General features: G+C 36.3%; 16 protein-coding genes. 5 read left to right on the top strand and 11 right to left on the bottom strand.

Features of this window, described 5'->3' with window-relative positions:
* The first annotated feature begins 183 nt into the window (after positions 1-183).
* Together ACZZZT_RS13675 and ACZZZT_RS13670 are read left to right on the top strand one after the other, a co-directional pair.
* Entirely contained in the window at positions 184-1449 is a 1266-nt protein-coding gene (locus ACZZZT_RS13675; RefSeq protein WP_463460782.1) for a rhamnogalacturonan acetylesterase, read from the top strand.
* A gap of 59 nt (positions 1450-1508) precedes the next feature.
* Positions 1509-4367: a glycoside hydrolase family 2 protein gene (locus tag ACZZZT_RS13670; protein WP_463460781.1), complete on the top strand. Its 2859-nt coding sequence runs from the start codon at positions 1509-1511 to the stop codon at positions 4365-4367.
* 280 nt (positions 4368-4647) lie between these two features.
* Here ACZZZT_RS13670 and ACZZZT_RS13665 read toward each other — a convergent pair whose 3' ends face one another.
* The 7 genes from ACZZZT_RS13665 to ACZZZT_RS13635 all read right to left on the bottom strand — a co-directional run bounded on the left by ACZZZT_RS13665 (position 4648) and on the right by ACZZZT_RS13635 (position 12006).
* Complete coding sequence (locus ACZZZT_RS13665) at positions 4648-5976, bottom strand: glycoside hydrolase family 88/105 protein (protein WP_463460780.1); 1329 nt, start codon at positions 5974-5976, stop codon at positions 4648-4650.
* 209 nt (positions 5977-6185) lie between these two features.
* Positions 6186-6515: an L-rhamnose mutarotase gene (gene rhaM, locus ACZZZT_RS13660; RefSeq protein WP_463460779.1), complete on the bottom strand. Its 330-nt coding sequence runs from the start codon at positions 6513-6515 to the stop codon at positions 6186-6188.
* 393 nt (positions 6516-6908) lie between these two features.
* Positions 6909-8105: a RagB/SusD family nutrient uptake outer membrane protein gene (locus ACZZZT_RS13655; RefSeq protein WP_463460778.1), complete on the bottom strand. Its 1197-nt coding sequence runs from the start codon at positions 8103-8105 to the stop codon at positions 6909-6911.
* Complete coding sequence (locus ACZZZT_RS13650) at positions 8099-8851, bottom strand: RagB/SusD family nutrient uptake outer membrane protein (RefSeq protein ID WP_463460777.1); 753 nt, start codon at positions 8849-8851, stop codon at positions 8099-8101. Before ACZZZT_RS13650 ends, ACZZZT_RS13655 begins: the two co-directional genes overlap by 7 nt.
* Positions 8852-8870: 19 nt before the next feature.
* Positions 8871-11081 (bottom strand): SusC/RagA family TonB-linked outer membrane protein, encoded by a 2211-nt coding sequence (locus ACZZZT_RS13645; RefSeq protein WP_463460776.1) that lies wholly within the window; start codon positions 11079-11081, stop codon positions 8871-8873.
* On the bottom strand, positions 11012-11617 hold the full coding sequence (locus ACZZZT_RS13640; RefSeq protein ID WP_463462434.1) for a TonB-dependent receptor plug domain-containing protein: 606 nt from the start codon (positions 11615-11617) through the stop codon (positions 11012-11014). Before ACZZZT_RS13640 ends, ACZZZT_RS13645 begins: the two co-directional genes overlap by 70 nt.
* Before the next feature lie 17 nt (positions 11618-11634).
* A complete protein-coding gene (locus tag ACZZZT_RS13635; protein WP_463460775.1) occupies positions 11635-12006 on the bottom strand; it encodes a carboxypeptidase-like regulatory domain-containing protein in 372 nt (123 codons plus the stop codon).
* A gap of 419 nt (positions 12007-12425) precedes the next feature.
* On the opposite strand from ACZZZT_RS13635, the gene ACZZZT_RS13630 reads away from it, so the two are divergent.
* On the top strand, positions 12426-13382 hold the full coding sequence (locus tag ACZZZT_RS13630; RefSeq protein WP_463460774.1) for a glycoside hydrolase family 43 protein: 957 nt from the start codon (positions 12426-12428) through the stop codon (positions 13380-13382).
* A 47-nt stretch (positions 13383-13429) separates the two neighbouring features.
* On the opposite strand, the gene ACZZZT_RS13625 is transcribed toward ACZZZT_RS13630, so the two are convergent.
* The 4 genes from ACZZZT_RS13625 to ACZZZT_RS13610 all read right to left on the bottom strand — a co-directional run bounded on the left by ACZZZT_RS13625 (position 13430) and on the right by ACZZZT_RS13610 (position 21154).
* The gene (locus tag ACZZZT_RS13625; protein WP_463460773.1) at positions 13430-15280 is read right to left on the bottom strand and encodes a rhamnogalacturonan lyase; all 1851 of its coding nucleotides are present in this window, start codon (positions 15278-15280) and stop codon (positions 13430-13432) included.
* A 237-nt stretch (positions 15281-15517) separates the two neighbouring features.
* Positions 15518-16780, bottom strand: a complete 1263-nt coding sequence (locus ACZZZT_RS13620; protein WP_463460772.1) for a hypothetical protein — start codon at positions 16778-16780, stop codon at positions 15518-15520.
* Positions 16711-17640: a hypothetical protein gene (locus tag ACZZZT_RS13615; protein WP_463460771.1), complete on the bottom strand. Its 930-nt coding sequence runs from the start codon at positions 17638-17640 to the stop codon at positions 16711-16713. The genes ACZZZT_RS13620 and ACZZZT_RS13615 overlap by 70 nt, the downstream gene beginning before the upstream one ends.
* A 94-nt stretch (positions 17641-17734) precedes the next feature.
* Positions 17735-21154: a DUF4450 domain-containing protein gene (locus ACZZZT_RS13610; protein WP_463460770.1), complete on the bottom strand. Its 3420-nt coding sequence runs from the start codon at positions 21152-21154 to the stop codon at positions 17735-17737.
* Positions 21155-21335: 181 nt separating this feature from the next.
* Between ACZZZT_RS13610 and ACZZZT_RS13605 the strand changes: the two genes are divergently transcribed.
* A complete protein-coding gene (locus tag ACZZZT_RS13605; protein WP_143165859.1) occupies positions 21336-21548 on the top strand; it encodes a hypothetical protein in 213 nt (70 codons plus the stop codon).
* 19 nt (positions 21549-21567) lie between these two features.
* Positions 21568-23046, top strand: a complete 1479-nt coding sequence (locus ACZZZT_RS13600) for a rhamnogalacturonan acetylesterase (RefSeq protein WP_463460769.1) — start codon at positions 21568-21570, stop codon at positions 23044-23046.
* The last annotated feature ends 43 nt before the right edge of the window (positions 23047-23089 follow it).

Genomic DNA, 23089 nt, shown 5'->3' with positions numbered 1-23089 from the left:
TACAATCAATAAAAAATCTATTATTTTTTCAAACAAACGATTTTATTTTAACATATTTAATAATTATCATATTCTTAATTTAACATCATAGTACAGGATACTTTATCAAAAATGAACGATTAGATTTGAATAACAAACCCATTAAAATTTTACAAAAGTGGCAAAAATCACAACCTTATTTCTTTGTTTTTTTCCTGGACTTTTGTCTTTGCTGCGTCTTCGAATGGCAATTTGAATGATACTATTAAAAACAGAAAATCTGTATGGTTTGATTTTGGAACTTCTGTAAAAAACTCAAAAGGAACCATAATCAATACTGCTTTGGTTTACGATCCAAATGTGGGCTATGGCTTTGATTTTAATACGGCTTCAAACATCAAAATGGATCCCAATTCTTTTTCAACAAAAAAACCAACTTACTTTTCTGTGAAACTTCCCGAAGGAAATTATCAGGTGGAAGTTGTTATGGGAAATTCAGAAAAAGAGTCAAACATCACCATAAAAACAGAATCCCGAAGATTAATGCTCAATCAACTTGCTATTCAAAAAGGAAAGTCAGTCACAAAGATTTTTAATGTTAATATCAGAACTCCCAAAATAGATGAAAACCAAAACATTACATTAAAAGATCGCGAGAAAGACATTTTTGATTGGGATGATAAACTCACGCTTGAATTTTTGGGCGAAGTTTCGATTCAAAGCATCAAAATTACTTTAAAAGATAATTTGACAGTTGTTTATCTCGCCGGAGATTCTACGGTTACCGATCAGGATGTTGAGCCGTGGGCATCTTGGGGACAATTTGTTACTAATTATTTTGACACAAATATTGTTATCGCAAATTATGCATATTCAGGTTCTTCTTTAAGTTCTTTTAAAAATTCAAATCGTCTAAAAAAGATCCTTTTACAAATAAAAAAAGGCGATTATTTGTTTGTGGAATTTGGTCATAACGACGAAAAAATAAAAGGCGCAGGAAATGGTGCGTGGGAATCTTATTCTGATTTATTGACTGAATTTGTTCACGCTGCAAAAGAGAAAGATGCGATTCCGGTTTTGGTAACACCTACACAACGTCGGTTTTTTAATGAAAATGGAACTTTAAAAGAAACGCATGGCGATTTTCCTGCTGCCATGCGAGCTGTGGCTCAAAAAAATAATGTTGCGCTTATTGATATTACAAAATTAACGACTGAACTTTACGAAACCTGGGGCGATGAAGTTTCCAGAAAAGCTTTTGTGCAATACCCTGCCAATACTTTTCCGGGGCAGGAAAAAGCTTTGGATGACAATACACACTTTAATAGTTTTGGAGCAAACGAAATTGCGCTTTGCGTGCTTCAAGGAATTCGAGAACTTGATATTCCTTTGAAAAAAATATCAAAAAAGAAATTCCAAATTACAATCCTAAGAAACCAAATTACATTTCAAGCTGGACTTTACCAATGAGTAACCGCTTTGAAATCACTAAACCAGATGGTAATTAACGATCAAATAATAAAACTATTATGCTGCTAAAAAATACATTTCAAACTATTGCAATTGCTGCGTTTTCACTTTTTGTAACTCAAAAATCTATCGCACAGCAAACAGATAAAATTTATCTTTCGGGAAAAGATTTTGAACATCCTGTACAATGGGATTTTTATTGTACGGGCGGGAATAACAGCCAAAAATGGTCTAAAATAAATGTGCCATCGCAATGGGAATTAGAAGGTTTTGGCGAATATACGTATGGTCGCTGGTACAAAGAACTCAACCAAAAAGAGCCGAGTAAAGAAGAAGGCTTGTATAAATATGAATTTGAAATTCCAGCAAATTATAAAGATAAAGATGTTGTTATTGCCTTTGGTGGCGCGATGACGGAGACAGAAGTAAAAATCAACGGAAAACTGGCCGGGGCGATTCATCAGGGCGGATTTTATGAATTTAAATATGATATTTCGTCTTTATTAAAATTTGGCTCTAAAAATATTTTAGAAGTTCACGTTTGGAAACATTCTGCAAATAAATCAGTTAACGCGGCAGAACGTCGTGCAGATTGGTGGCTTTTTGGTGGAATTTATCGTCCGGTTTGGCTCGAAATTTCTCCAAAAACTCATATTGAACATATTGCCGTAAATCCAAAAATGGATGGTTCAATTACGGTTGATCTGAATTTGATAAACATTCCGAAAAACACGGTTTTGGAAGCGACCCTAAAAGGTTTAAAGGGAGAAAATTTCGAAACTTTTACTTTTCCGCTTAAAGCGAAAACTACAAGAGAATCCATATCTGCACAATGGAAAAACATTAAACCGTGGAATCCGGAAAATCCTAATTTATATGATTTACAGCTTGTTTTAAAACAAAACGGAACTGTGCTTCATCAATATAATAAACGCATTGGTTTTAGAACTTTAGAATTCAAAAAACAAGACGGTATTTATGTAAACGGTACCAAAATTATCATGAAAGGAATTAACCGTCATTCGTTTTGGCCGGAAGGCGGAAGAAGTACGAGCAAGCGAATCAGTGAATTAGACGGGAAATTATTAAAGGATATGAATATGAATGCGGTTCGTGGGCATTATCCTCCAGACGAGCATTTTCTGGAAGTTTGTGATTCTCTTGGTCTTTTTGTTTTGAATGAATTAGCGGGCTGGCAAAATTCTTATGATACAGAAACGGGAACCAAATTAGTGACGGAAATGGTGACACGAGATGTCAATCATCCGTCGGTAATTATTTGGGATAATGGTAATGAAGGCGGCTGGAATTATGATGTTGATAAAGTTTTTGCAGAAAATGATCCGCAGAAAAGAATTGTAATTCATCCGTGGGCCGATTTTAATGGTTGGGACACACACCACTACCCGACCTATTTGACTGGAATGCATCGTTTTAATGCAGGTGAAAATGTATTTTTTCCAACAGAATTTATGCACGGAACTTACGACAACGGTCACGGAGCGGCTCTGGAAGATTTTTGGAATCGGTATAAAGAAAGTCCGCTTTTTGCCGGAGGATTTATGTGGGCGATGCTCGACGAAGCCGTAAAACGCTCTGACTGGACGGGCGATGTAAAATTTGATTCGAAAGGTTCGCTTGCCGCGGATGGAATTCTTGGACCTCATCGTGAAAGAGAAGGAAGTTATTATACGGTAAAAGAAGTCTGGGCGCCCATTCAGTTTCTGCCAAAACAGGTTACATCAGCTTTTGACGGTTCGTTTTTAATTTCTAATGATTATCTTTTTAGCAATTTGAATTCCTGTAAAATGGAATTTAAGGTTCTAAAATCAGAAACCAATGTTCTTTATTCCGATGGAACTTCAACAGCAATTAGTTCAGGAAAAATTGAAATTCCAAGTATTGATCCAGGTGAAACGCGTAAAATTCAATTTGCTGTTCCGAAAAATTTTGCTGACGGCGATGTTTTGTCCATCTCTGCTTATGATCAATTCAATAAAGAAATTTATACCTGGACATGGCCCATTCACAAAGCAAAATATTATGCTGCTAAATTTTTAGCGGTTCAAAATACCAAAACAAAAGCAACGGTTACAAAAACAGGAAATGAAATCATTTTAAAAGGAAATAATGTAACAATAACTTTGGATGCTTTGACGGGAGAAATCTCTTCTATAAAAAATAAAACTTCAATAATTCCGCTTACAAATGGCCCTCGCCCAATTGGGATGAAAGCTAAACTAAAAGATATTCAGGTTTCGCAAGAAGGTGAAAAAGTCATTTGTACTGTAAATTATTCTGGCGGTTTATCTTCCATTAAATGGATTATGGAACCTGACGGAAGATTCAAAATGGAATTAATTGCCTTGAAAAATGCTTCTGGCGGCGAAGGTTTTGACGGTGCTTTTTTTGAAGATAAAATCAGCGCGTTTGGAATCACGTTTAGTTTTCCTGAAAAAGAAGTTACAGGCATTAAATGGTTTGGAAGAGGCCCTTATCACGTTTGGAAAAACCGAATTAAAGGAACAACGTACGGCATTTGGGAAAAAGCCTATAACAATACCATAACGGGCGAAAGTTTCGAGAATTTAATTTATCCTGAATTTAAAGGGTATCATGCTAATGTTCTGGCCGCTAATTTAAAAGCAGGAGCCTCATCGTTTAAATTTTTTAGCGAATCTGATAATTTATTCCTGAGGTTATTTACACCTGATTTGCCTAAAAATGGTTTTCAGGGAAGTTATCCGCAACCTGCATTTCCGGAAGGCGATATTTCGTTTATGTATGAAATTCCTGCGATGCGGGATTTTAAACCTCTAGAACAACAAGGACCACAAAGTCAGCCAACTAATATTCGTATTAAAAGCGGCGATGACGGGATTAAAATGAATTTGTGGTTTGATTTTAGGGAAGAATAAAATTGTTTCAGGTTTTCTTTGTTTCAGGTTTCAGGTTGCTGTAGTTTGTCATTTCGAGGAACGAGAAATCACACTAGAAGCTCCGCAATTATAATCGCCAATCTTTGTAGAGTTACGCATGTGATTTCTCGTTCCTCGAAATGACAAATAACACGCTTAATCATTAACTTAAAAATAAAACTTTGCGCCTTTGCGTCTCTGCGAGAGAATTTATGTGTAAACTTTAGTTTATAGACAAAAGTTTAAACTTGAAACCTGAAACAAAGAAAACATGAAACTTCTATCCTTTCACCTGTATAGAACTATCATTAATCTCAAACTGGGTGTTTTTCAAAAGCAAAATCATTTCGGCTCCGGCCAATAAAACGGGACCGTAACCGTGGGCAGCGTATAAATTTACGGGGCGATAGTAATAAAATGCAGGATCAAAACCCATTCCGGTTCCTACGCAGGTTCCTTCAACCTGACCTTTTGCATTTACTTTTGAAGCAACGGCATTCCACGCCAAAACAACGGCGGGCGTGTAAGCCAGTTTGTCGACATAACCACGATTAATGGCTCTGGCAATGGCGTAAGTGTATATGGCTGTCGCCGAAGTTTCTAAGTAGGTATCATTTCTATCTAATAATTGATGCCAAAAACCGGTTCCGTCCTGATATTGCAATAAACCTGCAATGTGTTTTTGAAGCTGTGCTAAAACCTGCGGATATCCGGGATGATTTTTTGGTAAAACTTCTAATAATTCTACCATTGTCATCACTGCCCAGCCATTGGCTCTGGCCCAATGAAATTCAGGATGAACCTGCATAGATTCTACCCAGCCATGCATATAAATTCCTTTTTGAGAATTGAACATTCTTTGAGAAAACTGATTGACCTGCTTTACGGCATCGTCGTAATATTTTACATCGCCTGTATAACTGCCCATTTGCGCAAGCGCTGGCACACTCATAAACATATCATCTAACCAAAGTGTGTTGTCCTGCGGACGGTTTCTGGCGAGTGTTCCGTCTTTTAAGCGAAATTCTTTTTCGCTGATATACTTTATAAAATTATTGATTACTGGATCGACATTGGCATTAGTTCCTGCTTTTTTGGCTTTTATAAATGCGGCACACAAAGCACCCGCATCGTCTAAAGCTCTTGGATTTAAAACGGTATGTACGGGAGAATCTTTTAGATTTTCGGTTTTATAATTTTCTGCGACATCTGCAATGAGTTTTATACGCTTATTTGTATAATCTGAATATTGTTTGTTTCCGGTTGCTTCGGCTGCTAAAATCATTCCTGCATAGGTTACACCCCATTCGTAACTTGTTAACCGAAATGCTCCAGGTGCAAATTTGATTTTTCCTTTTACTTTTTTAAAATCTTTTATTTCTGAATTATCACTGGCATTTATAACTTTTGAAGCTGTATTTTCTTCGAGAAAAACATAAACTCTATTCAATACATTTTCGATATTGTTTTTTTCAGGAATTACATACGGCGTTACATAATCGGGCTGCATTAAATGTAAGGGCGTTGTTACGTCGTTTGTTTGGGCATTTATAGAAAAACATATTCCGAAAGTGAATACTGTTATTATTTTTGTTGATTTATAATTCATAATTGTAGTTAGTTAAAATCCGTTGGCGAAATTATTTTAACACATAGAAACATAGATTCTCTTTGCTAAAAAAGGCATTTCACTTGTTTAAACAAATCCCGAAGCTTAGGGACTATGTGTTGAAAATCTTGATTTTCTTTAAATACCTTTTTATTAAAATTTTAATTCTATGTTTCTATGTGTTGATTTTTTGTCATAGATTATATGGACTAATCTAAATGAAAAACTTCTTTTAATGAAATGGCAACCGGAGAATTATCCGGGTTCGTTTCCATAATATCAGCCATATAGGCCCACCACGTTTTTACTATTGGGTGATTAGGCAAATACTTCTGATCAAAATCGGGGCTAATTTTCTGGACTGCAAAAAGTATCAGGCTTTCTTCATCTAAAAAAATACTATAATCCTGAATTCCCGTTTCTGAAAGTAGTTTTGCCAATTCCGGCCAAATTTCGTCATGCCTTTTTTTATATTCTGCTTCAAAACCAGGCTTTAATTTCATTTTAAAAGCATTTCGAATTGTTGCGTTGTTTTGCATATTCTAATGTATTGTGAAGTTATTAAAGCAAACACGAATTTCACTAATTAGCACAAATTTGGATGGTTATCTTAATTTGTTCAATTAATTTCACAAACTAGTAATTCGTGATAATTCGTGAAATTCGTGTTTGAATAGTATTAATTAGAAATCAACACTAATTTCACTAATTAGCACAAATCTGTTTGGTAACTTTGCTTGTGAAATTATTTCACGAACCATAATTCGTGACAATTCGTGAAATTCGTGTTTGAATAGTATTAATTAGAAATCAACACTAATTTCACTAATTAGCACAAATCTGTTTGGTAACTTTGCTTGTGAAATTATTTCACGAACCATAATTCGTGACAATTCGTGAAATTCGTGTTTGAAATTCGTGTTCAATAAATTTTAATATCCAGGGTTCTGCATGGCATCTTTTTCTGAGGCGGTCAACGGTCTTCCGTTTGAATAAACTCCATCAAGGAAAGTTTGCGGAATAGGACGCAGATGATGGAAATCCTGAATATTTGGGTTCGCTTCAATATTGTAGGCTTTTGCTCTGGCTATCAAAGTTTTGGTTCTGCTTAAATCTTCCCAACGGTGAAATTCTCCGCAAAGTTCTCTCGTACGTTCGTTAAGTATCAAACACAACATTCGGTCATAATCACCTGCATATCCTAATTTTGAAATTACAGCCTGATCTTCTAAAGGCAAAGCTCCAATACTGGTAATTGCGAGACTTGTTGCGGCTGTTGAAACAGGAATGTTATTTGACTCATAATAGGAATTTTCAGGAACAAAAGAAATCGGAATTCCTGCCTGACCTGTCGTTGTATAGGCTGCAGAACCATCTGTGTAAGCAGCACGATTTTCTCCCGCTTTGTATTGCGCACGAGTTCTAACGGCGTTGATATAAGGTAATGCATCCGAAAATGTAGCGCCGCCTATTTGTGCCAAACGTATTTTTGCTTCTGCAGCCTGCAAATAGGTTTCTGCAGAACGCGCTAAAATAATATCACGCGAACCTTTTGTATTACTCAAATCGATTCTGTTTCCATCTAAATGTTTGCTTAAAGAAGGAAATCTTACATCGGCCATCAAACCAATATTGTCTGCGGCATAGGCTACATAAACACTCGGAACTGTTTTTCCGGTTTTTACATCAACTATGGCATCCGTATTTTTAGTTTTTGCGAAACGGGTATCTCCGGCATTATTAACGATATACATAATTCCTAAATCACCGTTATTGTAATAAGTTCCAGATTTGTTGTTGATGATACTTTTGGTTTGGAAACTTTTCCAGAAACGGGAATCGTTTACATGATCGTAAACATCATATACAAAATAAGTTGGCGCTAAACGGCTAAAAGGTCTTCCTCCTGCAAGATTACGTCGCATTTGCGGAAGCTGATCATAAGTTGAAAGAAAATGCAAATGCTGCTGATTACCTCCTGTAGTTAATGTACTGGCATTAAATTGGGCTGATAAAATTAACTCCGGAAGTTTTTCATTTGCTCCATCTGCAACAGTATAATTCCATAACTCCCCAAAATTTGAAGCCAATGGATGATGTGCAATTACTTCATCTGATAAAGTTACCACTTGCTGTAAATCTGTGAGTTTTGTGGCCGAATTCCGGTATCATTTATTTCACTCGCACGTGTTAAATAGGCTTTTGCCAAATAATGTGCTGCGGCATCTTTTGTAATTTTTGCCGGGGCGCCTGCATTACTCAATAAATTATAAGCTTGAGTAAAATCTGCAATTACCTGTTCTAAAACTTGTTGCGGGGTTGCTCTGGTAAATTCTAATTCAACTGTAGAACTTGTGGTTAATTTTAAAGGAACACCTCCATATTGATTTACTAATTTTAAATAATTAAACGCTCTTAAAAAATAGCCTTCGCCTAAAGCTGTTTTTTTAATCGCATCGTTGGTTGATGCAATTGCTGTTGCTGATTCTATTAGTTGATTGGCATTCCCGATTCCGATATATAAATTATCCCAATTGGTATTTGCAGCAACTGTATTGGCATTAGAAACGGTTACAAAAGCCTTAAATCCTGAAGAATACGAATTCCAGATCCAATTGGATGGATCTCCTCCCGCATGAAATTCATCTGTTCCTGATTCTGTTGCCGTAAGCGGAATTTCTGTTGCAAATTCTGCAGCAAATACCTGATAATAAGTTCCAATTGCCAAAGCCTGAATTCCGGCTTCGGTTTTATAATATTCCTGAGTATAAGCTGTAGTTAATTCTTCGTCAAGAAAATCTTTGTTGCATGAACTGCTTAAAAGTAAAACAGTAACAAGCATCAAACTGATATATTGTTTTTTATAATTTTTCATAATGATTTTTTTAGTTTAATTAGAATTCTACATTTAAACCTAAAGTCACACCTCTGTTTGAAGCTGTTGTCTGCGTATCCAGATCTGTCCATTTAACTTTGGAGAAAATCATTCCCGGATTTGTCGCCTGACAGTATAATTTCATTTTAGAAATTCCCAGTTTTTGTATTAAATCTTTATCAAAATGATAGCCTAACGAGATGTTTCGCATTTTTAAGAATGCTCCGTTTCGATAGCCTAAAACAGGAAAATAAGGATCTCCTGTTCCGGCAGAATAAATTGGTTTTTGATACTCGGCATTTGTATTATTATCTGTGTAATAATTAATGGCTCTCTGACTGCCTTTTGCGCCTTCGTTTTCTCCCAAAGTATCATACAAATATCCCATTCGACCGTAAACAAAGAAAGATAATTCGACACTTTTGTACACGAAAGTATTGGTTAAACCCACAATATATTTTGGATCTTTTGAACCGATAATAACACGGTCATTATTAGCATCAATTTTATAATCTCCATTTTGATCAACAGGTCTGGCATTTCCAAATGAAAAAATATTCGAACCTGCTGCGGTATTAAATTTTGCCATTTCTGCTGCATCTTCGGGTTTCCATATTCCGTTTGAAGCAAAACCGTAAATTACATTTTGTGATTCTCCAATAAATAAATTGTTATTTATATCATCAAATTTCCCATTTTGAAGCGATACAATTTTACTTTGCTGATACGATCCACTAAAATTAGAACTCCATTCAAAATCTTTTAAAGTTACGTTTACAGTATTCAACGTAAGTTCGACTCCGTTTCCTTCTGTTTCACCAACATTTTGATACGTGTCTTTTACACCAAGAGTAGTAGGAACACTGCTTTTTAATAACAAATCTGTTGTTTTACTGGTGTAATAATCTAAAGCACCCGAAATTCTGTTATTAAACATAGAAAAATCAATTCCGTAATTAAACTGCGAAGTCTGCTCCCAGCCCAATTGCAAATTTCCAAAAGAAGTATTATTTGTAACACCGGATCCGTTTGGATAAACGATTCCTATTAAAGGCGGCTGAGTAGCATAAGCCGGAACTGCAGCATTACCGGTAACACCATAACCTACTCTCATTTTTAATTGATTAAGCCAGGTCGCATTTTCCAGAAATTTTTCTTTGTTGATCACCCACGCTACAGAAGCACTCGGGAAAAAGGCCCATCTTTTGTCTGGAGCTAATTGCGAAGCCCCATCAAAACGACCAGAAGCTGTTAGCAAATATTTGTCGTCATAACCGTAATTCACTCTTCCCATGTAGGATAACAAACCTGTATCGGTTAAACCGGAAGAATAACCTGCAAGCGTAACATTAGCAGGATTTAAGGCATTCCATTTGTTGGCAGGATTTTTTATATCATTCGCAGACATTGAACTTTGCTCATTGTGATATTCTGTCTGGCTCATTAACAAAGTAGCTCCGAAGTTATGATTTCCTACTGCTTTGTTGTAAAAAATCAGATTGTCCAGCGTGTACGAAATTGATCTTTCATTGTATAAAGAAGCAAAACTTGTTCCGGAACGAATGGCCGATTTTCCATCTAAATAAACACCATCGCGATAAGACGTAATATCGGGACCAAAATTAATTCGGTATTTTAAACCATCCAGTTTAGACGAAAAAGCACCAAAATCCAACTGTGCATATAAACTACCAAAAGCACGTAATGAAACACGCTGATCCTGCGAATATTTATCTTCATCAACAGGAGTTCTTATTGTAGAATCTCCTCCGGGATTATCAATTCGTACTCCGTTATTGTCATACGGTACCGCGTATGGAAGATTTGTACGGGCTGTAGCATAGATTCCGGTAGTAGTTGTAACGGCAGTTCTACCTACATTTGATTGTCCGTATTCATTAACACCGTAACTTGTATTAAGGCTTACTCCCATCTGGAACCATTTTGTTGGCGTAATATCTACACTTGCTGTACCACTATAACGCACGTAGCCCTGCCCTTTTAATGTTCCGGTATTATTGAGATATCCAAAAGAACCGTAGGCTTTCATTTTTTCTGTTCCGCCGCTTACGCCAATGGTATGCTGTTGTGTAATTCCGGTTCGGGTTACAAATTTTGTCCAGTCTGTAGTTCCTACTTTTGAGCCATCCCAGGTTGCGGTTAAATTTCCGTCGGTATCTCTCCATCCTTTTTCAATATTGGCCCACGCAGAAGGATCGGCGGAAGCCAAAAAATTAATTTGTCATTTTCAATTGTTGGTGCATCTCCTTTTGGAAAAGCACCGGGATTGGAATAATACCTTCCCCAACGGCGAAATTCGATATATTCTGCCGAATTCATCATGGGTGCATTTTCATGAATGGTTTCGAACATGATCGAAGTATCGTAATTTAAAGTAAATCTTCCGTTTTTACCTTTTTTTGTCGTTACAATAATAACTCCGTTTGCACCACGTGAACCATAAATAGCAGTCGCAGAAGCATCTTTTAAAACATCAATCGTTTCAATATCCGTAGGGTTCAAAAAATCGATTCCACCAGAATTCGGATCCACACTAATTTTCCCTGTACTTGAATCGGTAATTAATCTTGAGTTTAACGGAATACCATCGACCACATAAAGCGGGGCATTGGATGCGGAAATAGAACGTGCTCCACGAATAGTAACCGTTCCAACCGTACCCGGACGCTCATTTGTCGTAATATCTACTCCGGCTGCTTTTCCTTGCATTGCCTGTACCGCATTTACAACGGGCCTTGAAGCGATTTCCTCAGCTCCTACGCTTACAATTGACCCTGTAAGGTCTTTTTCTTTTTTACACCATAACCAACGACAACAACTTCTTCGAGAGAATTATCCTCTTCCTTAAGGACAACATTGTAAACATTTGAATTTCCAACAGTGATTTCCTGTTTTTTAAAACCAATAAAACTGTAAACAAGAACAGCACCCGATGCAACACTTATGGAATAACTTCCGTCCATATCTGTACTTACGCCATTCGGGGTTCCTTTAATGAGGACATTAACTCCTGGAACGGGCAATCCGGTTCCGTCTGTAATTGTACCTTTAACTACTTTGTTCTGTGCAAAAGCTGATGCATGAAGGAGTGCAATCAAAGCTATCACCAGCAGAAAACTTAATTTGTTTTTCATAAAAGTTAATTTGGTTAATTAATAGTTAGCTACTCAAATTTATCCAGAAGTAATTTTCTTACCATCCTGTAGTATCCTGTTAGTTTTCAATGCATTACAACACAGTATTAAGATTTTTTTAACCAAAATAATCGTCAACTACTTGATTTTCAATAAACAAGAAAGCAAACAAACCCAAATAGTAATATCAAAACAAAATGAGATTTTAATTATACATATGATATTTTTATATTTAAAAAATTATCAAATAAAAACACGATCGCGTAAATTGATGGTTATTTTATATTTTTAAAAATTTACACATCAAAACATACGCTTATGATTTTAAATTGCAAACAAAATGGTGTAGCAGGATGGCATTTTAATGCATTAATTATACTTTTACTAATGAAGAAAAACACCTTTGAAAATCATTTTTTATGAAGAAATCAAGCGCATTAAAAAATCTAAAAACCGTATTGTTTTTTATTTGTTTTTGGATGACAATTCCGGTGGAATCTCAGCATAAAACTCCCGACGGATATCTATTTACTTATTTTAAAGGAAATGGAGAAGATGGTCTACATTTGGCTTATAGCGATGATGGTTACAAATGGATTGCTTTAAAAAATGACACATCATTTTTGACTCCCGAAGTAGGGAAAGACAAACTGATGCGTGATCCCTGTGTGATTAAAGGTGGCGATGGCTTATATCATATGGTCTGGACGGTGAGCTGGACTGATAAAGGAATTGGTTATGCATCATCTAAAGATTTGATTCATTGGTCGAAACAAGAATTTATTCCTGTAATGTCTCACGAAGAAAAAACCCGAAATACATGGGCGCCGGAGATTACTTATGATGAAAAATCGAAAACTTATATGATATATTGGGCATCAACAATTGATGGAAAATTTCCCGAAACAAAATCAGAAGAAGAAAAAGGATACAACCACCGAATTTATTATACAACAACTAAAGATTTTAAAAAGTATTCTAAAACAAAATTGCTTTACGAACCCGGATTTAATGTGATCGATGCCACAATTGTAAAACAAGATCAGGAATTTGTGATGTTTTTAAAAGATGAAACCCGAAATCCGGTGCAGAAGAATATCAAAATTGCCCGAAGTAAAAACCTAACAGGACCTTACAGCAAAGCAAGTGAGCCTATTACAGGAAATTATTGGGCAGAAGGACCAACAGCAATTAAAATTAATAACAACTGGATTGTTTATTTTGACAAGTATACTTTGAAGAAATACGGCGCAGTAAAAGAAACCTCAAATGGCTGGGAAGATATTTCGGAACAAATTAGTTTTCCCGAAGGAACACGCCACGGAACTGTTATTAAAGTTTCTGCCGATGAAATTAATACTTTGAAAAAACAGTAAATAATAATTTAAAAAAGCGTTCCGATTTAAAACGGAACGCTTTTCTTTTATTTCTTAACAGGCATTAAAACAATATTAGGTTTTGGTGCGGGTTTCATGTCTTTTCCCATATAAAAACTCGTATGCGGCGGCTGATTGTAACCCACATTTTGCCAGGCAACGCTCAACCTATATTGTGGATCATGCATTAAAGTATATTGCCTGATTTCGGTTGGAATTGTGGTGGAGTAAATTCGTAATTCTTTATTGTCTTCAGATCTTAGAATCAGTTCTTCCCGCCAATCGCCCAAAATATCTGCAGAAAGCGCCGGAGTCGATTTTGTCCCATTGTTAGAAGTTGCTCCTGTTGCAGTAAACAATCTGCCAGCATTATACTTATCAATATAATTAGCATTCAAAAGTTCTCTTGAAGAATCTCCATCCCAATAAATTAAAAAATTAGTTGATGTTGGTGCTTTTCCAATCGGCTTGCCTTTTATATCATGTAAATCCGGAGATCCAGACCACCAGCATTGCGCTCCTTTTCGGGTTGGATCAATATTATCGGCAACGCCACGGCCAACATCTTCGTTTGGAGAATCTGTAAATAAAACTTTGCCATCTGCAGCAGAAAACAAAGTAACTCCCGGACCTGTTGTTCCGTTTTCAATTTCATGAATTCCAAATGCTTCCAAACCCGGAATATCAGGATCAAGATCAGAAACATGCAACGCATCACCGTGTCTAAAACCTGTGGTGTACAAACCTTTTCCATTGTCATCAACGCACATTGCGCCGTAAATAATTTCATCTTTTCCGTCGTTATCAACATCAGCAACTGTAAGTCCGTGATTTCCCATTCCGGAATACGGATTCTCGGCATCTTTACTATCAAAAACCCATCTCGAAGTGAGTTTGTTATTTTTAAAATCCCAGGCTGCCAAAACCGTTCTTCCGTAATAACCTCTACACATCACAACGCTCGGATGAATGCCGTCTAAATACGCAACACAAGCCGTAAAACGATCAATTCTATTTCCTTTTGTATCATTTCCTCCGCTGCCGCCTCTTCCGCCCCAACCTGCCAGATCACCTCTTTCTGCAATGTAATCAACCGTTGTAATCAGTTTTCCGTTTCTTCCATTAAAAACCGAAAGATATTCTGGGCCTTTTAAAATTTTACCGTAAGTTGGCGATTTCTCATCCCGATCAACCCAATCTTTTGATGCATCGCCTACTACATTATTTGTACTGTCTGTTGTGCCGTCGGCAGTTTTGCAAACCAATTCAGAAATCCCGTCGCCATCCAAATCATACACCATAAACTGTGTATAATGTGCGCCTTCGCGGATATTCTTTCCAAGATTGATTTGCCATAAAAACTTTCCATCCAAAGTATAAGCCTGAAATATAGGCGGATCTGTAATTCCGGTATGCGAATTATCATGCGCTTTTCCCGTCATGTGCACAATCAAATCGTAACGTCCGTCGCCGTCTAAATCTCCCACCGAAAGATCATTTGGGATATAACCTTCAACGGGTTTTAGCACAATCGACAAATACTCTTTATCCTGACTTTCGTCCGGAATCGTGAAACTTCCTTTTGCATCCGTTTCTTTTCCTTTTAAAACCGTTTTTACAAACCAGGTATTTTCTTCTTTAGGATTTGCTTTTGTATCCAAAAAATTTGTCGCTCCAAGAATTGGTTTTTCATTCAATTTAATGGCTTTTTTTGTTCCACTTTTTCGGTATAAATTAAAAGCTAAATCATCAGTATCTGTTCCTAAAACCCGCCATCCTATAAAAAACTGATTGTTGTTTTTTACTGCGATTATACCACGGTCAAGGTTTTCCATTTGTCTTTGGGCAAAAATAGAACTGGATGAAAGTAATAACAAGAGTAGAATTGTATTTTTCATAATTAGTTTTTTTTGTTGGATTGTAATGGCACGCGGATGACTCGGGTTTAGGCAGATTGTCGCTGATTTTTTTATTTTTTTTCGCTGTATTGTCATTTCGACAGAGGAGAAATCACATAACGTAACCACACAGTTCGTCGCTCTCTGGATGCGATTTCTCGTTCCTCGAAATGACAAAACAATAAAAAATCCGCGTTAACCCGTTTAAACCCGCGTCATCCGTGTGCCATTTCTCAATCAAAACATTTTCTTAAATCCTTCACTCTTCACTTTCCAAGTCCCATCTTTCGGGAAACCGGGATTTTCTTCAGTCGATCCGTCCCAACCAGCGCACATCATGGCAACTGCGGTTAATAATCCGCCGTTTCCGGGAAGGTATAATGTTAGTCTTTCTGCCTGATAATTGTGTCCGTTTTTTAAATACGTATTTGTTGTTACATTCATAAAAAGCGCATCAATCGCTTTTTCCGGCATTTGCAAACGGGCAGCAGACATCGCCGTCATCGGGAAATCCCAACCCCAGGTTTTGTCCCACGACCATGTTTTCCAAACCAGATCAAACGTATTTTTCATGATTTTTTTATCTAAAAGAGAGGTTTCAGGAAGCATTCCGAAGGTTCCCAATACCGATGGATGATCGGTTTTAAATTCAGGATTTGTGTATGAATCTGTCGCACTTTCTGTAGCCAGATAAACATGATCTGAAACGGGTAATTTTGATAATTTAGTCAAAACAGTTTCCCATTTTTCAGGTACTTTCTGATTTAGTTTTTTCTTCCATGCAATTGCTGTTTTTAAGGCCCAATTCCAATACGCCAATTCATAAGTTGGGTTAAAAGTTTCCATCGCTTTAAAGCGTTCTTGCGCCGGAATTACTCCAGGTCCCAAAACATATCGATCATTTTTAGCATCATAATTAGCAAACGAAGCCATAAAATCTGCCGTAGCAAAAACGCGTTCGCTATACAAGTTCAAGGTTTTATTTGTTGGATTTGCTCTGTATATTAATTCAGCATAAGTAATAAAATGCGGTTGTTGCCAAATCAAAAATGAACCTACAGAAGACGGACTTTCATTTCCATCAGGATCGGTCATTTTTTGCCATCTTGCACCTTCAAAACCTTGTCTTTTGGCTATGTTTTTTGCTTTATCAAACACCTTCTGATACCATGGCAGGCTTTTTTCTAATAGTTCCGGTCTGTTCCAAAGTACAAAATGAACACCATGCCACCAATGCATTTCCAAATGCGGTTTTCCGTACCAGCTGTTATAGGTTAATCCTGTTTCCTGTGGCGGAACTTTTCCTGTACATTGCACTTTGGTTAGATATTGAGATAGAATAACTCTTCTTTCTAATTCATTAGCACGCTTATCTGTACTTCCCGAAAAATCTACAGCTGCTCCGCTTTTCCAGAATTGTTCCCAGCCTTTTATGCTGCTGGTTTCAATTTCTGCGAAAGAAGAATTTGCTGCTTTTTTTCTGCTAAAGCAAAAAGACAACTCAATTCTAAAACATTCGTATTCGAAGCTTCCACTACAAAATAATGATCCGAAGTTTTTTTAATCTGCGCATTTCCTTTCCACATCAAATTTAAATGATAAGAAATACTGTCCATTACATGCGTTACAACAGCTTCATTTTTAGACTTTTCTACAAGGGTACTTTTATAATCCTGTTTTCCTTCCCATTGTGTTCCCATATCTGCCCAATCTCCGGTTGGAAACGGAATTCTTAAACTGATTTTCAATCGTTTCTGCTGCAATAAATCTGATTTTACTTTTACGCCAATCGCATCTTTTTCCTGATGAGAAGCTGTTAAAACCGTTACCGGAATTCCTTCTACTTCAAAATAACTTTCGATTTCTCCCGTCCATAAATTCAGTTTTTGAGTAATCGATTTGATGTCTTCGGGTTTTGCTGAACTTCCATCTTTTTTGGTAATTTCAAAACCTAAATTTCCTAATTGCAGTAAATGCGGATTTTGACGAAACCAATTCACTGCTTCGACTCTTCTCGCCGGTTCTTTTATTTGAACGGTGTATGAAATATCTCTCCCGTATTGTTTATAATCACGTAAGGTTTCTGAAAATTTATAACCTTTTGTGTTTTTATAACTGTCCCAACCCCACTCTGACTGCGTTCCTAACGGAATTCCGTTTTGATATTTTTTAGGGAAAGTCTGCAAGCCTGTGGCGTCTACAGTAAATGCAAAAGCACCATTACCTACAGTTAACGAAGCCAAAGTATCGATAGCGGTAGTTTGCACGTTATGTCTTGTTACTACTGCTTTTCTGTCTATTTTTTGTGCAAACAGCGAAGTGGAAAATAGAAATAGAGTAATTAATTGATATTTTTTCATTTGAATATAGGGTTAGTTTTGATAGTTTCAGGTTCTGATTTTCGGCAGCTTTGTCAAAGTTAGCCACGCATTATCTAATTATCTCATTGACACATTATCTAATTAAAGTTACACTCATTAAACCAATTACCACATCGTTGGCAATAGTTCTCAAAGTCAAACTTTTTAATGTTTTATTTTTATCCAAAGCCAAATCTAAAATTGTTCCTGCACCACCATCAACTCCATAATTTGAGAAACCTTTTATGGTTTTAAAATTTTTAAAATCTCTCGTAATTTCTCCTGTTTTTAAATATACTCTTGGCGGTTTTGGCGCATCAGTTGTAAACGCAAGTCCGTCAATAAAATAATCCTGTTCAATTGGCCACCAGTTTTCTGGGTTCTTCAATAACAAAATATCCGAAGTTTCATCAGTATAATTGACTTTTATTTCACCATTTACAATTCTGCTTTGCATTGGGTTTGTGGTTCCTGCCATCATAAAATAAGCGTGAGAAGCTTTTCCGTCAAGCGGAATAGCAATACTTTCGGGAAAATTATCCCACATCGAAGTGAAGATTATATTTTTTTGATTTTCATCAGAAGGCGTTTGAAACGGAATTCCGTTTGGAGTCGAGATTTGTCCGTTTGCTTTTGCTTTTTCGCGCAATCCTTTGTCATCAATTTTTACCGAAACGTTTGGATAACACCAATTTCCAATTCCTTGTTTTGGTAATTGTAATGTTACCGTTTTCGGTCTTGGCGAAAGATATTCGTAATTAAAAATATCGGTTACTTTTGAATTAAAAAAGGATGAAAGCAAAATCGTTTCTGCACGCACCGATTTATCCAAAGGTTTATCCCAATCTATGACTATTTCATTTGATTGTTCTTTTGCTTTTATGTTTAAGTGTATCGGTTCCCACCAAAAGAATTCTCCCTGTTTCAATTTTACAAAAAACATCTTATTTCCCTCTCCGTTTACAGTCGCATGAAGCATTTTTTCTTTATTCGAAATTTCTCCCAAAATAGATTGCGGATCATAAACAGACATGATTTGAGATTTAAAAACCAGCATATCCAGATTTTCTCCTGAAGTATAAAATGGTTTTGGATGCATTTTTTCGATAGTTCCTCCGCGCCAGTTAACAACCACATCATAAGTTTTAGCATACGGTGTTTCTATGATGATTTTAGGATTTTCTATTGTTTGAGGAGCAGCTCTGTAACTCGCTATTTTACCATTTACAGTAATACCCTGAATGTTTTCGAAAGGAGCGTTTACAACCAAACACAAATTCATTTGTGTTCCTAAACGATTCTCAATATGATACGTTTCTTTTTTATTTTCTCTTTTGAAAGAAAAAGTAATATCCGGAATTTCTAAAGAAGCTTCGTTCCATTTTGAAGGAAAACCGGGTTTAATAGTTAAAACGCCTTTTAGAGCATCAGGCTGAATTCCGTAAAGTCCTTCGACTAAAGTTCGCGACGCCATACCAATTGGATCTGCAAAATCGCGATATAATTCTCCACGGATCGCGTCCTGATACAACAACTGTTCAAAACCTCCCGGGGATGCGCCCAAATACATACTTTCAATCAAAACACTTTCCCACATTTTGTAAGCTTCTTCACTTTTTCCGCCTTGCCAAAAAGCCAATGAAGTATGCAATTGCTCGGCAAGAGCCACGTTATTAATCGACCAGGTATAAGGCTGCCAATTGGTTGTACTTATTACGTACAAATCTTTTTTATCCAATCCTTCTGCTGAAATTGGAATATGCGGAATTTGTTTATCGACATAATTCAGCATTTGATAACTTTCAAAAGGATTTGATAATTCTGAATCGATCGTATGATAAATGCTCCAGATTCCGGGAACATCGTGTAATAATCTGTTTCCGAGAGCGTCTTTATATTCGGCAAAAATTCCTTTTTTTGGAATCCAAAGCTGATCGTTTGTGGCTTTTAAAATTTTGTCGGCTTCATTAGAAAATGGCTTTGTATCTGCGTTTACAATTTTGGCAACCTCAGCAACGGTTTTATTCGCATAATAATTATATGCCGAAGAATGAATCACGCCTCCACCGCTGTATTGCAGTGCATCGCTCGCCCAAATAGTTGCATATGCATCATAAAGTCCGTCATTATCAGCATCAAAATTTCGCTTTTCCCAGTTTAAATGCCTTTGAATTGTGGGCCACATTTCTTTCATAAAAGCAACGTCGCCCGTCCATTTAAAATGGCGCAACATCTGATCTATGAATACCAGATTCATATCATAATGATGCGCCAAAGTATTTTTATTCGGATTACGGCTAATGTAACCGCTGCTAAACATCGAGGTTCCGATTTCTTCTTTTTGACGTGCGAGATTTTTTTCTTCATCAAAAACAACCGGACCACTTTCTGGCGATAAAACCTGCGAGTTGCTGTAACTTGTAAAATGTGTTTTTGCCCTGTCATGCCATCCCAAAGGATCTGCAGTATAAGCACCACGCCAGGCATTGAGGTACATTCGCCATGCAATGGCACCATGAAGATAAGCAGGACTTTCCCAAATTCCGTCGGCTGCAATTGAAAGCGCTGAGCCTAGTGTATTAATATATGGATCAGGAGTTTCGACTTTAACTCTATTTGCTAAAGTCTGTGTTTCCTGAACTGATTTTTCGCAAAGTTCTGCTATTGTTTTTTGGGTAAAATTATCTTTTGAATCTTCTGATAAAAATAAAAAATATTGTGCTTTTTCATCAATTGGGTTTCTTTTTCCTGTAATAACCGGCAATGATTCTGCAGTAGAATTAAACAATTCCAAGGGAGAATTTTGACGGCTTGCATTGGCTAAATGCATTTGAGATTCAGGAAAAAATCCGGTTATATTTTTATTATTTCCTGTTTTTTGTTTGTTGCTTTCTGAACCGTATTCCAACAAAAATGAATCTTTTTTTAAAGTATATTTATTGTTGGTGCAATATTCTGGTTTTAAATAAAAAACAGATTCAGGATCTGCGCCAATATCTCCATCACGACTGAACTTTTTGCCCGTTGCACCGCCAAATACCCAAATTAAATTAGTGCTTTTTGATATGTTTTTACCGTAGACTTTTACAACAAAACCCTCTTTTTCTTTTAAAGCAACGACATCAATAAACAATTTTCCGGATCCTAAAACCGGATCCTGAATTTGATATTGCATTATTCCCAAAACATATTGTGTTTCAATTTTTGAAGCTTCTGTAATCCATTTATTCTCATTTCCGTTTACTAAGCCAAACTTTAAATTTCCGCCCATTCCGGGCATATATATTGCAAATTCCGGCAAATCTCCTGTTTCTACCCTAAATCCTGTATTTGAGCCATAAAGTGCTCTATTGAATTTTCGTGTACCATTTTTAAGTACAAAACTATTTCCGTCCGGGACATAATGTATTTTTCTGGACGTTTGTTTTTCCTGACTAAAAGATAGCGTTGAACATAACAAAAATATGCAAATCAAAATTGGAGTGTAATGTATTTTAGTAATGGTAAGCTTCATGCACGATTGGGTGTTACTTATAATTAATCATCAACTAAATCCTAAATATTTGACAATTCAATTGCAATTTCTTTGTTTTTTTATGTTTTACCATCCTGTACCTACCTGATTTTTACAATTTAATAATTTATAATTCGATAATATTTTAACATCATAGCACAGGATAGTATATAAAAATGGAATGGTTAGTTTTGAAATAGTTTCAGGTTTCAGGTTTCAGGTTTCAGGTTTCAGGTTTCAGGTTTCAGGTTTCAGGTTTCAGGTTTCAGGTTTCAGGTTTCAGGTTTCAGGTTTCAGGTTTCAGGTTTCAGGTTTCAGGTTTCAGGTTTACTTAGCTTTTTCAAAGTTTTTAAACTTTGAAAAAGCCAGAGCTTCACATTATCTAATTATCTAATTGACAAATTATCTCATTCATGAAATCAATTAAAATTTTTTCTGTCCTTTCTCTCGCTTTGTTACTTTTCAGTTTCTCAGAAAATCAAAACTCCAAACCAACTGTTTTTATGGTCGGAGATTCTACAGTAAAAAATGGCAAGGGTGACGGAGCTGGCGGACTTTGGGGCTGGGGAGATTATATTGGTCAGTTTTTAGACACTACAAAAGTTAGCGTAGAAAACCATGCCTTGGGCGGAACAAGCAGCAGAACTTTTCAGGATAAAGGTTTATGGGCACCGGTTTTAAATAAATTAAAAAAAGGCGATTATGTTTTGATTCAGTTTGGACATAATGACGACGGACCAATAAATGATAGTCTTCGTGCACGCGGAACGATTAAAGGCATTGGAAATGAAACGCAGGAAATTGATAATATCCTGACCAAAAAACATGAAACCGTGCATACTTACGGCTGGTATATTCAGAAAATAGTTAACGAAGCAAAATCAAAAGGAGCGATTCCGATAATTTGTTCGCCTATTCCGAGAAATGACTGGAAAGAAGGTAAAGTTCCACGCAACAATACTTCATACGGGTTATGGGCAAAACAAATTGCTAAAAAAGAAAAAGTCACTTTTATTGATTTGAATAATAAAATGGCTTTGGAAATGGAAAAACTGGGTGAACCAAAAGTAACGGGAACTTATTTCTATAAAAAAGATCATACGCATACCTCAGCAAAAGGTGCTGTACTTTCGGCTTCTGTTATTATTAATGAATTAAGGGAAAGTAAAAATTCACTGAAAAATTATATTTTGAAAGATCCAAAAATTGTTTTTCCTCCAAAGAAAAAAGTTTTCTTAATTGGAGATTCTACCATGGCAAATAATAGCGATGAAAATGCTGTAGGCTGGGGCGTCACTTTTCCTACATTTTGCGATACAACCAGAGTTGAAGTGATTAATAAAGCACGAGGTGGAAGAAGCACAAGAACTTTTGATCACGAAGGCCTTTGGAATGAGGTTAAAAACCAATTACAGCCCGGAAATTTTATCTTAATTCAGTTTGGTCATAATGATGTGGGAGCTGTTGATAAGGAAAAATTCAGAGGTTCTTTAAAAGGAAATGGAAATGAAACTCAGGAAGTTGTCCTGCCAGACGGATCAAAAGAAATTGTTCATACTTTTGGCTGGTACATGGAGAAATTTATTCGCGAAGCCAAAGAAAAAGGTGCGGTTGTAATTGTATTAAGTCAAACTCCAAGAAATGAATGGCCAAACGATAAAGTTGAAAGACGAACAGAAACTTATGGAAAATGGTCGAAAGAAGCGGCTGATAAGGAAGGTGTTCTTTATATCGATTTAAATGAAATTGTAGCATTAAAATACGAAGCTTTAGGAAAAGAAAAAGTAAAAGCCTTTTTTCCAAAAGATCATACGCACACTGGTTTTGAGGGTGCAAAACTAAATGCGCAAACCGTCGCAGAAAGCATTAAAAAGTTAGGTTATGAATTATGAGTTATGAATTATTTTATCACTAAACTAAAAACTCATAATTCAC

Source organism: Flavobacterium sp. AC274, from assembly GCF_979258275.1.
Note: the sequence above shows the minus strand (reverse complement) of the source record. Positions and strands in the feature narration are given on the sequence as shown.

Bases quoted from the DNA above. Each gene is read 5' to 3' on its own strand.
- ACZZZT_RS13625 (WP_463460773.1), bottom strand. From the start codon at position 15,280: ATGAAAAATACAATTCTACTCTTGTTATTACTTTCATCCAGTTCTATT.
- ACZZZT_RS13650 (WP_463460777.1), bottom strand. From the start codon at position 8,851: ATGAAAAATTATAAAAAACAATATATCAGTTTGATGCTTGTTACTGTT.
- ACZZZT_RS13605 (WP_143165859.1), top strand. From the start codon at position 21,336: ATGGTTAGTTTTGAAATAGTTTCAGGTTTCAGGTTTCAGGTTTCAGGT.
- ACZZZT_RS13635 (WP_463460775.1), bottom strand. From the start codon at position 12,006: ATGAAAAACAAATTAAGTTTTCTGCTGGTGATAGCTTTGATTGCACTC.
- ACZZZT_RS13670 (WP_463460781.1), top strand. From the start codon at position 1,509: ATGCTGCTAAAAAATACATTTCAAACTATTGCAATTGCTGCGTTTTCA.
- ACZZZT_RS13615 (WP_463460771.1), bottom strand. From the start codon at position 17,640: ATGAAAAAATATCAATTAATTACTCTATTTCTATTTTCCACTTCGCTG.
- ACZZZT_RS13665 (WP_463460780.1), bottom strand. From the start codon at position 5,976: ATGAATTATAAATCAACAAAAATAATAACAGTATTCACTTTCGGAATA.
- ACZZZT_RS13600 (WP_463460769.1), top strand. From the start codon at position 21,568: ATGAAATCAATTAAAATTTTTTCTGTCCTTTCTCTCGCTTTGTTACTT.
- ACZZZT_RS13630 (WP_463460774.1), top strand. From the start codon at position 12,426: ATGAAGAAATCAAGCGCATTAAAAAATCTAAAAACCGTATTGTTTTTT.
- rhaM (WP_463460779.1), bottom strand. From the start codon at position 6,515: ATGCAAAACAACGCAACAATTCGAAATGCTTTTAAAATGAAATTAAAG.
- ACZZZT_RS13610 (WP_463460770.1), bottom strand. From the start codon at position 21,154: ATGAAGCTTACCATTACTAAAATACATTACACTCCAATTTTGATTTGC.